Origin of the sequence: Symbioplanes lichenis, assembly GCF_030709675.1 — a bacterium.
In the GTDB taxonomy this organism is placed as follows: Bacteria; Actinomycetota; Actinomycetes; order Mycobacteriales; family Micromonosporaceae; genus Actinoplanes; species Actinoplanes lichenis.
Genome location: NZ_JAUZQD010000008.1, coordinates 74365 through 87438, shown reverse-complemented (window position 1 = coordinate 87438; position 13074 = coordinate 74365). Strand labels below are relative to the sequence as shown.

Annotated in this window: 12 protein-coding genes; 2 read left to right on the top strand and 10 right to left on the bottom strand. The window is 71.4% G+C overall.

What is annotated here, in order from left to right; translation table 11 throughout:
* Positions 1-280: 280 nt before the first annotated feature.
* From RAN62_RS20370 to RAN62_RS20360, 3 genes are read right to left on the bottom strand one after another with little or no spacing between them, the layout of a single operon-like run.
* Complete coding sequence (locus tag RAN62_RS20370) at positions 281-1024, bottom strand: succinate dehydrogenase/fumarate reductase iron-sulfur subunit (protein WP_305786283.1); 744 nt, start codon at positions 1022-1024, stop codon at positions 281-283.
* Positions 1024-2964 carry a fumarate reductase/succinate dehydrogenase flavoprotein subunit gene (locus RAN62_RS20365; protein WP_305786282.1) on the bottom strand — a complete coding sequence of 647 codons (1941 nt, stop codon included), beginning with the start codon at positions 2962-2964 and terminating at the stop codon, positions 1024-1026. The genes RAN62_RS20370 and RAN62_RS20365 overlap by 1 nt, the downstream gene beginning before the upstream one ends.
* A 1-nt stretch (position 2965) precedes the next feature.
* Positions 2966-3658 carry a succinate dehydrogenase cytochrome b subunit gene (locus RAN62_RS20360; RefSeq protein ID WP_305786544.1) on the bottom strand — a complete coding sequence of 231 codons (693 nt, stop codon included), beginning with the start codon at positions 3656-3658 and terminating at the stop codon, positions 2966-2968.
* Between the two features lie 116 nt (positions 3659-3774).
* On the opposite strand from RAN62_RS20360, the gene RAN62_RS20355 reads away from it, so the two are divergent.
* Positions 3775-4689 (top strand): LysR family transcriptional regulator, encoded by a 915-nt coding sequence (locus RAN62_RS20355; protein WP_305786281.1) that lies wholly within the window; start codon positions 3775-3777, stop codon positions 4687-4689.
* 178 nt (positions 4690-4867) lie between these two features.
* Here RAN62_RS20355 and RAN62_RS20350 read toward each other — a convergent pair whose 3' ends face one another.
* The 6 genes from RAN62_RS20350 to RAN62_RS20325 all read right to left on the bottom strand — a co-directional run bounded on the left by RAN62_RS20350 (position 4868) and on the right by RAN62_RS20325 (position 10483).
* Complete coding sequence (locus RAN62_RS20350; RefSeq protein WP_305786280.1) at positions 4868-6025, bottom strand: serine hydrolase domain-containing protein; 1158 nt, start codon at positions 6023-6025, stop codon at positions 4868-4870.
* A gap of 124 nt (positions 6026-6149) precedes the next feature.
* A complete protein-coding gene (locus RAN62_RS20345) occupies positions 6150-6896 on the bottom strand; it encodes a hypothetical protein (protein ID WP_305786279.1) in 747 nt (248 codons plus the stop codon).
* Positions 6897-7045: 149 nt separating this feature from the next.
* The gene (locus RAN62_RS20340; RefSeq protein WP_305786278.1) at positions 7046-8368 is read right to left on the bottom strand and encodes an MATE family efflux transporter; all 1323 of its coding nucleotides are present in this window, start codon (positions 8366-8368) and stop codon (positions 7046-7048) included.
* Positions 8365-8586, bottom strand: coding sequence for a hypothetical protein (locus RAN62_RS20335; protein WP_305786277.1), 222 nt, complete (start codon positions 8584-8586; stop codon positions 8365-8367). The genes RAN62_RS20340 and RAN62_RS20335 overlap by 4 nt, the downstream gene beginning before the upstream one ends.
* A gap of 245 nt (positions 8587-8831) precedes the next feature.
* Positions 8832-9833, bottom strand: coding sequence for a DUF4190 domain-containing protein (locus RAN62_RS20330; protein ID WP_305786276.1), 1002 nt, complete (start codon positions 9831-9833; stop codon positions 8832-8834).
* 71 nt (positions 9834-9904) lie between these two features.
* Positions 9905-10483 carry a TetR/AcrR family transcriptional regulator gene (locus RAN62_RS20325; RefSeq protein WP_305786275.1) on the bottom strand — a complete coding sequence of 193 codons (579 nt, stop codon included), beginning with the start codon at positions 10481-10483 and terminating at the stop codon, positions 9905-9907.
* A gap of 104 nt (positions 10484-10587) precedes the next feature.
* On the opposite strand from RAN62_RS20325, the gene RAN62_RS20320 reads away from it, so the two are divergent.
* The gene (locus RAN62_RS20320; protein WP_305786274.1) at positions 10588-11979 is read left to right on the top strand and encodes an FAD-dependent monooxygenase; all 1392 of its coding nucleotides are present in this window, start codon (positions 10588-10590) and stop codon (positions 11977-11979) included.
* Here RAN62_RS20320 and RAN62_RS20315 read toward each other — a convergent pair.
* Positions 11930-13069, bottom strand: coding sequence for an MFS transporter (locus RAN62_RS20315; protein WP_305786273.1), 1140 nt, complete (start codon positions 13067-13069; stop codon positions 11930-11932). The genes RAN62_RS20320 and RAN62_RS20315 overlap by 50 nt on opposite strands.
* Positions 13070-13074 lie beyond the last annotated feature (5 nt).

Genomic DNA, 13074 nt, shown 5'->3' with positions numbered 1-13074 from the left:
ATAGTGGCAGCAAGCCGCTACTCCAAGTGACTTGTTGCGGGTCGGAACGCGAGAAACTTGGCGCGCCCCACCACGGGGGGCGTGCCGGCTCGACCCGCGCCTCAGGCCGGATGCCGGCGCTGCGGCCGGGAGCGGGCACACGGTCGCCGGCCGCCAGGCTCACGTCATGCCGCCCGTATTCGACAAGGCAGCCGCACGAAAGACGGCCCGGCGGAATCCTCGAGCAGGCGCAACGAAAGACGGCCCGGAACCGAAGCTCCGGGCCGTCCTCACAAGAGAATCACCGCTTGCGCAGCGCCTTGCGGTAGTCGCTGTTGAGGCGCCCGATCAGGTTGAGCGGGATGCCCTTCGGGCAGACCGAGGTGCACTCGCCCATGTTGGTGCAGCCTCCGAAGCCCAGGTCGTCCTGGGTCTCCAGCATGTTGATGACGCGGGTGTCGCGCTCGGGCTGGCCCTGCGGCATGAGGCCCAGGTGGGCGACCTTGGCCGCGGTGAAGAGCATGGACGAGCCGTTGGGGCAGGCGGCCACGCAGGCGCCGCAGCCGATGCAGGTGGCGGCCTCGAAGGCGGCGTCGGCGTCGGGCTTGGGGACGGGGGTGGCGTGGGCCTCGGGGGCCGTGCCGGTGGGGGCGGTGATGTAGCCGCCGGCCGCGATGATCTTGTCGAAGGCGCCGCGGTTGACGACGAGGTCCTTGATCACCGGGAAGGGGGCGGCGCGCCAGGGCTCGACGTCGATCACGTCGCCGTCTTTGAAGTGGCGCATGTGGAGCTGGCAGGTGGTGGTGGCGCGCTCCGGGCCGTGGGCGATGCCGTTGATCATCATGCCGCACATGCCGCAGATGCCCTCGCGGCAGTCGTGGTCGAAGGCGATCGGGTCGTCGCCGTCGAGGATCAGCTTCTCGTTGAGGACGTCGAGCATCTCGAGGAAGCTGGCGTCGGGGCTGATGTCCTTGACGTCGTAGGTGACCATGCGGCCCTTGTCGTCCGGGCCGGACTGGCGCCACACCCGTACTTGGATGTCCATTACTTGTAGCTCCGGGTGCTCGGGTGGACGTATTCGAAGTCGAGCTGTTCCTTGTGCAGGGTGGGCGCCTGGCCGGTGCCGCCGAACTCCCACGCCCCGACATAGCTGTACTCGTCGTCGTGGCGCAGCGCCTCGCCGTCGGGGGTTTGGCTCTCGGCGCGGAAGTGGCCGCCGGCCGACTCGGCGCGGTGCAGCGCGTCGATGCACATGAGCTCGCCCAGCTCGAGGAAGTCGGCGACGCGGCCGGCCTTCTCGAGGTTCTGGTTGAGCTGCTCACCGGTGCCGGGCACCTTGACCCGCGTCCAGAACTCGTCGCGCAGCGCCCGGATGAGGTCGATCGCCTTGGTGAGGCCCTCCTCCGTGCGCTCCATCCCGCAGTACTCCCACATGATGTGGCCGAGCTCGCGGTGGAACGAGTCCACGGTCCGGTCGCCGTTGATCGACAGGAGCTTGGTGATGCGCTCCTCGACCTGCTGCCGGGCGGCGACCACCTCGGCGTGGTCCTCGGAGATCTTCTCGTACGGGCCGGACGCCAGGTAGTTGGCCAGGGTGTGCGGCAGCACGAAGTAGCCGTCGGCCAGGCCCTGCATCAGCGCACTGGCGCCGAGGCGGTTGGCGCCGTGGTCGGAGAAGTTCGCCTCGCCGACCACGAAGAGGCCGGGGATCGTCGACTGCAGGTCGTAGTCGACCCAGAGCCCGCCCATCGTGTAGTGGACGGCGGGGTAGATGCGCATCGGCGTCTCGTACGGGTCCTCGCCGGTGATGCGCTGGTACATCTCGAAGAGGTTGCCGTACTTGGCCTCGACGGCTGCCCGGCCGAGACGGCTGATGGCATCCGCGAAGTCGAGGTAGACGCCGAGGCCGCCGGGGCCCACGCCGCGTCCCTCGTCGCAGACGTTCTTCGCCGCGCGGGAGGCGATGTCACGCGGGACCAGGTTCCCGAAGGAGGGATAAATCCGCTCAAGGTAGTAATCGCGCTCTTCCTCCGGAATGTTCGAAGCAGGGCGATTGTCCCCTTGGCCGCGAGGGACCCACACCCGGCCGTCATTACGCAGCGACTCGCTCATCAGCGTGAGCTTGCTCTGGTGCGTGCCGGACTCGGGGATGCACGTCGGGTGGATCTGCGTGTAGCAGGGGTTCGCGAAGAGCGCGCCCTTGCGGTGCGCCCGCCACGTCGCCGTGACGTTGCAGCCCTTGGCGTTCGTCGAGAGGAAGAACACGTTGCCGTAGCCGCCGGAGGCGAGCACGACGGCGTCCGCGAGGTCGGTGCTGATCTCGCCGGTGATCATGTCGCGGACGACGATGCCGCGGGCCTTGCCGTCCACGATGATCAGCTCGAGCATCTCGTGGCGGGCGTTCATCTCGATGTTGCCGAGCCCGATCTGCCGCTCCATCGCCTGGTAGGCGCCGAGCAGCAGCTGCTGGCCCGTCTGCCCCCGGGCATAGAACGTGCGGGACACCTGGGTGCCGCCGAACGAGCGGTTGTCGAGCAGCCCGCCGTACTCGCGGGCGAACGGCACGCCCTGCGCGACGCACTGGTCGATGATGTTCACGCTGACCTGGGCGAGGCGGTAGACGTTGGACTCGCGGGCCCGGAAGTCGCCGCCCTTGACCGTGTCGTAGAACAGCCGGTAGATCGAGTCGCCGTCGTTGCGGTAGTTCTTGGCGGCGTTGATGCCACCCTGCGCGGCGATGGAGTGCGCGCGGCGGGGGCTGTCCTGGTAGCAGTAGGACCGCACCTTGTAGCCGGCCTCCGCGAGCGTCGCCGCCGCCGAACCGCCGGCCAGGCCGGTGCCCACGACGATGACGCTCAGCTTGCGGCGGTTGGCCGGGTTGACCAGCTTGGCGGCGAACTTGCGGCGGTCCCAACGGGTCTCGATCGGGCCGTCGGGGGCGGCCTCGTCGACGATCGGGTCGCCCTCGTTCCAGAAGGAGGTCATGTCAGTCCACCAATCCGAGCGTCACGGCGAACGGCACCGAGAGGTAGCCGACGACCAGCACCAGGGAGAGCACCAGGGCGACGGTGCGGCCGATGATCTGGCCCCGGGCGGTCTGCTGGCCCAGGGTGCGGAAGGCGCTCCACAGGCCGTGCCGCAGGTGGAATCCCACGGCGACGATCGCGAGCACGTAGAAGATGGTCACCCACCAGCGGTCCGGCTGGAAGCCGTCGATCACCCGCGCGGACGGCTCGGAGTCACCGCCGGCCGGGTTGACCACGCCGGCGGTCAGGTCGAGCAGGTGCCAGATCACGAAGAGCACGATGATCACACCGCCCCAGCGCATGGTGCGCGCGGCATAGCTGCCCTGCACCTTGGGCCGGTGGGCGTAGCGGACCGGGCGCGCCTTGCGGGCCCGGCGGGCCAGGATCGCGGCCGCGACGATGTGGGCGACGACGGCGACGATCAGGCCGATCCGCATGAGCCAGAGCGCGACCTTGTTGGGCAGCGCGGGCACGCCGATCGTGCGCAGCCAGTGCGCGTAGTGGTCGAAGGACTCGGCGCCGAAGAAGATCTTCAGGTTGCCGATCATGTGCGCGTAGAGGAAGCCGACCAGCACGATGCCGGAGACCGCCATGATGATCTTGAGCGCGACCGAGGAGCGGACGCCCTTCGGCGTGCGCCGCCCCGTCGCCACCGCTGGTCCGGCCTTGACCGGGGGTGTACTGGTGTTTACCGCCACACTTCTGACGGTAGGCAGGCGGGCTCGATTCGTCTAATGCATGATCGGCTCAGTAATCATAGACGTAGGCTATGAACATGCAGTTGCAGCAACTTCGCTACTTCCTCGCAGTGGAAGAATCCCGGCATTTCACCCAGGCGGCTGACATCCTGGGCGTCTCACAGCCGACTCTCAGTAAGCAAATTCACAGCCTCGAGGCGACCCTCGGCGCGCCGCTCTTCGAACGCGCCCGCAACGCCGTCGTCCTGACCGCCGCCGGCGAGACCCTGCTGCCCCTCGCCCGCCGCATGGTCGCCGACGCCAACGCCGCCCGCGACGCCATCCAGGAGATCGTCGGCCTGCGCCGCGGCCGCGTCCGCCTCGGCGCCACCCCGAGCCTCTGCTCGAGCCTGGTCCCGGCCGTCTTCCGCCGCTTCCGCGCCGAGCACCCCGACGTCGAGCTGCACGTCAACGAGGGCAGCTCCCAGGACATGATCACCCACCTGCTGGCCCGCGACCTCGACCTCGCCCTCATCGTCGAGCCGGCCGTCCACGGCGTCGACCCCGCGCTGCGCTCGATGCCCGTGCTCCGCGAGAGCCTGGTCGTCGCGTCGGTCGAGCCCCTGCCCCACGCGTACGCGTCGCTGTCCGATCTGCGCGACGTGCCGATGGTGATGTTCCGCCCCGGCTACGACCTGCGCGACGCCACGCTCGAGGCCTGCCGCCAGGCCGGCTTCACCCCGCGTTTCGCCGTGGAGGGCGGCGAGATGGACGCGGTGCTGGCCTTTGTCGAGGCGGGTCTCGGCGTCGCCCTGGTCCCGAGCATGGTGCTGGTCAACCGGCCGCTGCTGCGCGCGACGCCGCTCGAGCCGCCGGGCATGCGCCGGACGATCGCACTGGCCCACCGCCGCCGGGCGACGCTGCCCCATGCGGCGCTCGCTCTGCGCGAGACACTGCTCGACCACATCGCCCACGGCGAGCTTCCGTTCGGCGTCCAGGCGGCCTGATTCATAAGTACGGGCGGCATGAAGCGAGACTGGCGGCCCGGCGACCGTGTGCCCGCTCCCGGCCGCAGCGCCCGCATCCGGCGCAACGGGTGGGTCCGGCCGGCGCGCCCCCGTGGTGGGTCACGCCGGCCGGTCCCGTCACGGCCGCTCACCGAGCGCCGCAGATAGTCACGGCCGCTCAGCGCGCGCCGCAGATGATGTCGTCGAGGAGGCGGGTGGTGCGTTGCTGGACCGCCCGGGCCGGCTGCTCGTCGGCGAGCTGGGTCGACAGGGCGACGATCGCGACCCGCGAGCCGTCCGCGCTGACGGCGTTCGCGGTGCTCGTGCCGGGCACGTCGCCGAGGTGGGCCCAGGCGCCGCCGCAGCGGTTCGGCAGGAACATGATGCCGAGGCCGTAGCGGGCACCGGGCACCTCGTCCTGCACGGTCTCGGCCAGGACGGTGTCGTGCATCTGGGCCATCTGCTGAGGCTGCAGGAGCCGGCCGCGCTGCAGGGCCTGCCAGAACCGGGCCAGGTCGGACGGCGTCGTGACCATGCCGCCCGAGGCGCCCGCGACGGTCGGGTTGAACACGGTCACGTCGGTGAGCTCGCCGCCCGGCTCCCACTGCTGATAGCCCCGGGCGTGCGGGCCGGGCAGGAACGGCACGTCGCCCGGCATCGACGTCTCGCGCAGCCCCAGCGGGCGCAGGATCCGCGCGCTCACCTCGGTCGCCCACGGCCGCCCGGTCACCTTCTCGATGATCATGCCGGCGAGGATGTAGTTGGTGTTCGAGTACGACCAGTGTGTCCCGGCCGCGAACCCGGGCTCGTGCCGCATCGCCAGCGCCACAAGATCCGCGGCGTCGTGGTGGTCGAGCCGGTGGGCCAGATAGTTCTCGTACGAGCTCAGCCCCACGAGATCCCCGGTGTAGTCGGCGATGCCGCTGGTGTGCTGCAGCAGATTCCGTACGGTGATGGTGCGTCCGTCGTTGCCGTTGCCTGTCACCACCCCGGGCAGCCAACGCTCCACAGTGTCGTCGAGCGACAGTTTGCCCTCACCGACCAGCTGAAGCGCAACCACCGCGACGAACGTCTTCGTGTTGCTGCCCATCCGGAAATAACCGTCGACCGGCACCGGCTGCCCGGTCCGCAGGTCACGAACCCCGGCCCGAGCCGTGACTACCGTGCCGCCGGTGCGCGCCAGCCCCTGAACACCGGTGACACCCCGCCCATGCAAATCGTCGACGGCCGCCTGCAGAGTCCGGTCGCGCGTGGTCGTTGCGGCAGCGGCCGGCGCCGCACTCCCAGCCACGACGGCCACCAGCAGTGCCGCGGCAAGACTTCGAGATGCTCGCATGTGGTTCCCCTGTCCTTCGGCGAGTGACATCACCGTAGGTAGCGGGTCCTTTGCGGAACCATCCTGCTGTCACCACCATCAGAAGGGGTGCTGTCGCCCTGGCGCGCCGCCCGCCCGTGGCCCCTCACCCGTTCTCCGTCGCGGCACCCTCGGCGGGCCGTGACCCCGGCGACGCTCCCGTCTCGGCCGGCCAGGAGTCGGGCGGGGCGCCGAAGGCATGCCGGGCGGCCCGCACCGCCAGGGCGGCGAGGGCAGCGTTGGCGCCGCCCCCGATCACGGCGCCGATCCCGAAGGGCGCCACCCGGCCGAGCACGATGATGCCCTGCTTGGTCCCGAACTTCGTGATGAAGTGCCGTCCCAGCACCTTGTTGATCTGCCGCAGGGTCTCACCGGGCACCTTGGCGACGATCTGGCGCCCCCAGTGCTGCCCGGTCCGCTCGGCGACCTTCCCGATGGTCGCCGAACCCGACCCGCCCAGCATGATGCCCATGACGATCGTCCGGCGCCGTTCGAGCTCGTCGATCGGGACCCCGTGGATCTCGGCGACCGAGAGCGCGAAGAGGGCGCTCAGCTCGAGCGAGGACAGGAACTCCCCCGCCGACAGCGCCAGGGCCACCCCGGTCCCGACCCCGGGCGCGGCCGCACTCCCGCCCACGGCCGCACCTGTTCCGGTCAGGGCGCTGACGTACATCCGCTCCAAAGTCCGGATCACCTCGGCCGGCGACGCCTCCGGCTTTCGCTGCCGGGCGCGGGCGATGTTCTTGCGCACCAGCGGGCTTTGGACGTCGATCGCCTTGTCCAGCAGGTCGAGGACGCGCTGTCCCCGCACGGCCGCTTCAGGTCCGGTGCCGTCCGGGACGTCCACTGTCATGCCTCGCACTCCTCTGGTCGTCGCGCCCCTGTCCGGGTCCCCCATTCGATCAGCCGGGCCGACCCCGCACCAGACCGCCGAAAGGTGGACGCCGTTCCGGCAACAGGCCGGCGACCTTGGGCCCGGCGCCCTGGTCCGCGCAGGCTGACTCAGTCCCCAGCCACGCGCCGCAGGACGAGCAAGGCCACCACGGCACTGACCACCTCCCCCGCCGCCAGCCCGGCCCAGATGCCCGTGACCCCGGCGGCGCTCCCGGCCAGCACGAGCGGCACCTTCACCACGAGCAGCGTGCCGACCGACAGCAGGTACGCCGGCGTCGCCCGGCCCAGCGACTGGAAGTACGCCGAGATGAGCGGCGTGACGCCGGCGCAGGCGACCCCGATGGCGATGATGCGCAACGCGTCCCGGGCAACCGGGGCGACAGCCGGATCGTCGGTGAAGACGGCGATGAGGGGCCCGGCGCCCACGGCGACGATGACGGCGACGATCGTGCTGTAGCCGACGGTGGCCCGCAACGCGAGGGTCCGCGCCCGCCGCACCCGGTCGGGCCGCCCGAGCCCGGCGTTGTAGCCGACGACGGGCTGCAGCCCCTGGCTGATGCCGGTCTGGGGCATGGCGGCGAAGGTCTGGATGCGGGCGCAGACCGCGTACGCGGCCAGGGCGGTCGCCCCGGCGACGGTCGCGGCGAGCACATTGTTGACGAGCACGGCCAGCACGGTGGCCCCGAACCCGGCGAGGAACGACGGGGCTCCGACGGTGAGCAGCGCGCGCAGGGTGGGACCGTGCGGCCGCAGGTCACGGGCGGTGACGCGGTAGGGACGGTGGCACTGGACGAAGAAGAACCACCAGCTCATGCCGGCCGAGACGGCCTGACCGCCGACGGTGCCGAGGGCGGCGCCGCGTACGCCCAGATCGAGGCCGTAGATGAACAGCGGATCGAGGATGATCTGCACCATGATCGGAATCAGCCAGATGAGCGTGGCGAAGCGCAGCCGGCCCTCGGCCCGGATGAGGCTGGAGAAGCCGGTGGACACCAGCGCGCCGCAGAGCAGGACGACGGCGTAGTCGCGGGTGAGTCCGCGGGTGGGCGAGCCGGGTCCGGCGCCGAGCGCGGTGAGCAGCGGGCCGAGGGCGAGCAGCCCGGCGACCGTGGTGACCACCGCGCACGTCCAGAAGAGCAGGAAGGCGTGGCCGGTCGCCCGGGCGGCGCCGGCCGGGTCGCCGGCGCCCAGCCGCCGCGAGACGAGGGAGGCGCCGCCCGCGCCGACGGTCGTCGACACGGCGCCGAGGACGAGCAGGATGGGGGCGGCGAGGTTGACCGCGGCCATGGCGTCGGTGCCGACTCCGCGGGCGACGAACCAGGCGTTGGTGAGGGCATAGATCCCGTACGCGCTGACCGACAGCGTGGTCTGCGAGCAGGTGTGCCACAACAGCCGCCCGACCGGCCGGGTCCCCAGGGCGTCGGCGGTCACTCCCGGCCGAACAGGGCCATGACCTCGCGCGGGGCAATCTTGCACACGACCCGGCGCCCGTCGCGCAGCCGGATCAGATAGGCCATGTTGAGCCAGCCGTGGTCGAGCTCGCTGACCCACTCGTCGCCGGCGTCCGGCACCGGCCCGGCGCCGTAGGCCCGCTCGAGCATCGCGAGCAGGGCGGTGGGCGACTGCCGGTTCCTGGTGACGCGCTCCATGGTTCGGACGGTACGACCGAGAGCGCTCTCAGGAAAAGATCAGGCGGCGCAGGCCCGGCGGACCAGTGAGACGGCGAAGTGCTCGCGGTGCCCGGCCCGGACGGCGGCGCCGGCCGTCTGCGCGGCGGGCAGGGTCCAGGCCGAGATCGCGCGCGGCCCGCTGGTACCCGGCCCGCCGATGTGGCCACCAGCGACACCACCCGGCGGCAGCGCTTCGACCTGGTCATGACGCGAGCACCTCGGGATCAGTCCTTGAGCGAGCCCGTACGGGGGCCGCTGGTGTCGACCGCGATGCAGGTCACGCCCCGGTCGGAGGACCAGGTGTCCCGCAGCGGGTGCAGGTAGTAGATCTCGATGGCCGGGTCGTCCTCGGACGTGTACGAGCTGTAGCGGCTGTCGCAGCCCTTGAACGCCATGTCCTCGACCTCGTCGTCGCCCGGGAAGGCGCCGGCGGGCAGCGTGTAGGTCGCGAAGACCTCGCCCTCGTGGGGCAGGCCGCACGAGACCTTGGGCAGGTCGTAGACGCGGTCGGTGGAGTTCGTGACGTTCTTGAGGCAGTCGCCCTTGACCAGGTCCTGGACGTCCGTGGCGCCGCCGGCGGTGCTCGTGACGGCGGGCAGCGGCGAGAAGGCGGACGCGTCGTCGCCGGACGTGTCGGCCAGGGCGGCGATGATGCCCACCAGCACGCCGATCAGAACCCAGGCACCGGCGGCGGCCATGCCCCCGATGGCCAGGCCGCGGCCCTTCTGGCCGGACTTCTTCACCTGCGAGAGCGCGACGGCGCCGAAGATCAGCGCGAACAGCACGCCGCCGATGATGCCGAAGATCAGGGAGGCGATGGCGAACCCGTTGGTGCCCGGCTTCGGCTGCGGCGGCATCCCCGCGTAGTCGTACGCCCCGGGATAGCCCGGCCCGCCCGGATAACCGGCACCCGGCGCCGCCGGATAAGCCGGCGGATAAGACTGCCCCGCATACGACTGCCCCGGATAACCGGCGGGCGCACCCGAGACCGGCGGCGGATAGGACTGCCCCGGATAACCGGCGGGCGCGCCCGAAACCGGCGGCGGAGGAAACCCAGCCGGCGGGTACGAAGCAGCCGGCGGGTAAGCGGTCGTCGGATCCGGATACCCCGGCGCGGCCGGGAAGCCGGACGGGTCGGAGGGCGGCGGATAGGAACCACCGGGCGCCGAACCGTAGGGGTCGACGGGCGGGTACGACGGGCCGGGGGCGGGGTGCTGGTCGCTCACCAGCGGAATCTAGCGATCTCGAAGAGTTTTCGCGGTACCCCACAGGTATCGAACAAGTTGCAAACCGGCGGTCACCCGCCGATGCCCGCGTAGTAGAACGAGGTCAGCAGCTCGATCGCCTCGTCGTCGGGCATCCCGGCCGCCTGCCACTGCGCCGCCATCTCCGCCATGAGGGTGGTGAAGATCTCCGCGAGCCGGGCCGGGTCGCCCGGCAGGGTCAGCCCGCCCTCGCGCGCCCGCACCAGGTGCTCCGCCATGTGCCGCAGGTCGGGGTCGGTCAGCTCCTGCAGCCGCGCGGCGACGGCGGCGTCGACGGTCGCGGCCTGCCGCAGCGCGTCGAGCACCACGCGGTGGCGCCGGGAGGCGTGCCAGTAGGACGCGACGTGGAACCGCACGGCCTCGCGGGAGCTGAAGTCGTCGCTGTGCCCGGCGGACCCGGCCGAGGCGTCACCGAAGGCCAGCACGTCGGCCAGCAACGCCTCGAGCAGCGCCTCCTTGTTGCCGAAGTGCGAGTAGAACGATCCGGCCGCCCGCCCGGCCTCGGCCGTGATGTCCGTGATCTTGGTGTTGAGGTAGCCCAGCCGGCCGAAGACACGCACCGCCGCGGCTTTGAGCTCGGCCTCCGTCCGCTCGGCCTGCTGCCGTCGCACCCCCGTCGCCACCTGGACCTCCCGCCGCGCGCTTGACGCCGATTATTCCCGCGCTCTACGGTGAATCCAAATTCAGTGAACCAAAATTCATCGAAAGGGAACCGATGACCATCCTCATCGCCGGAGCCGGGCCCACCGGGCTCACGGCCGCCATCGAGCTGCAGCGCCGCCACGTCCCGTACCGGATCGTCGAGGCCTCGTCCCATCCGTTCGAGGGCTCCCGGGGCAAGGGACTCCAGCCCCGTACGCTCGAGGTTCTCGACGATCTCGGCGTCCTCGACCGGTTCCTCGCGGCCGGCGCCCTCTACCCGCCGCTACGCATCCACCGGCCCGACGGCACGCTCACGGACTGGCGCATGGACGAGGTGCACGAGCCGACGCCCGCCGTCCCGTACCCGAACGGCTGGATGGTGCCGCAGTGGCGCACCGGCGAGTTGCTCGCGGAGCACCTGACCGGGCTCGGCGGGCGCATCGAGTACGGCACGGCCGTCACCGGGCTGCGCGGCACCACAGTGGAGCTGAGCACCGGGGAGACGGTCGAGGCGCGCTACGTGGTCGGGGCCGACGGCGGGCGCAGCACGATCCGCCGGCTGCTGGGCGTCGGATTCGCCGGCGAGACGTACGACACCCACACCATGTTCATCGCGGACGTCCGGCTGACCGGGCTGCCCCGGGACGCATGGCACATGTGGCCCGGCCCCGACGGGCGTACGCAGCAACTGGCTCTTTGTCCTCTGCCCGGCACCGACGTCTGGCAGCTGTTCGCGCCGCTCGCCACGTCCGAGGCGGAGATGCGCGCCGTCGTCGCCCGCCTGGCGCCGGAGGTGACGCTGACCCACGTGGGCTGGACGTCACAGTTCCGCGCGAACATTCGCATGGTCGACCGCTACCGCGTGGACAATGTCTTCCTGGCCGGGGATGCCGCGCACATCCACTCCCCCGCCGGCGGGCAGGGCCTCAACACGGGCATCCAGGACGCGTACAACCTGGGCTGGAAGCTCGCCGCCGGCAACGACGCCCTGCTCGACACCTATGAGGCCGAGCGGCTGCCGATCGCCGCGCACGTGCTCGGGATCAGCACCAAGCTGCACCACCGCCAGTTCGCGGCGCCCGAGGAGGCGATGCGCCGCGACGATCCGGTGCTGCGGCAACTCGGTCTCGGCTATCGCGGCGGACCGCTCGCCGCGGACCACAGGCCGCGGCCCGGGGAGGTGCGCGCGGGAGATCGCGCGCCGGACGCCCTGTGCCACGACACTTCAGGTGCTCCCGTACGCATCTTCGACGCGCTCCGCGGCCCGCACTGGACGCTGCTCTGCTTCGGCACCCCGGCGCCCGCGGTGCCCGGCGAAGTGCACGTGGTCGACATCGGCGGCCACACCGACGCGAGTTACGACATCACCGAGCCGACCCTGGTTCTCGTCCGGCCGGACAACTACATCGGGTGCGTCACGCATGATCCGGCTGACGTGACCGCGTACGTGAAAAACCTGCTGTGACCACGCAGAGCGCCGCCCCGATCGCCAGGCCGGGGCGGCCGCCGAGCGCCACCAGCGCCGAGCCGGCCGGGTTGGCGAGGACAATGGGCCCGAACATCAGCGTGTTGGCCGTGGCCGACGCCCGGCCCAGCAGGCGCTCGGGCACCTGCGTCTGCACGGCCGTCACCGCGGCGATCAATGTCCACGGCAGCGCGCCGTTGAGCACCGCGCCCGCCACGACCACCGGCGTCCACGGCAGACATTTGAGCAGGAGCCCCGCCGCGTAGATCAATGCGCCCGTCACACCGAGGAAGACCACGCCGCGCCGGGCGATCACCCGCCCGGCGAGCAGGCCGGCCACGATCGAGCCCGCGCCCTGGCCGCTGGTCAGCACGCCGACGAAGGCACTGGGCAGCCCGAGGTCGCGGGTCACGACGGCGTACTGCGGTGCGGTCGTGAGGGCGGAGACGCCGATGGCAACTGCGGCGACGAGGACAGTGATCCGGAGCTCGCGCGACGCGGGGAGCGCCATTTTCTCCCGGCGGTGCGGCGACCGGCCCGGCTCCCGCACGTGCAGGAGCCCGTAGAGGACGGCGCCGATCACGGGCAGCCCGGCGCTGAGGCCGGCGACGGCGTGACCGCCCTGCCAGGCATAGAGCGCGGCGCCGGCGAGGGGAGCCACGAGCTTCATGCCCTCCTGGGCGCTGGAGCGCCGGCCGTTGATCGCGCCCAGGTCACCCGGCGGCACGGCGGCCGGCACCAGGGCGGACTCGGCCGCGTCGAGCAGGACGTAGCTGAGGCCGTACCCGAAGGAGACCACGTAGATCAGCCACGCGTCGCCCGGGTCGCGGACCGCGAGGAGCGCGCCGAGCAGGACGGCCAGGCCCAGGTTCGTGCCGACGGCGAGCGGACGGCGGGGCAGCCGGTCGACCAGGGCACCGAGCCACGGCCCGGCGAGCGTGGGGGCGTACACACAGAAGCCGGCCAGGCCCGCGAGCCCGGGCGAACCGGTCAGATCGAGGATCCAGATGCCGCTGACCAGGGCCATGGCGCTGCTGCCGAAGCCGGACAGCACCGAGACGGCGACGAAGAGGGTGGCGTTGCGGGACATGGGCG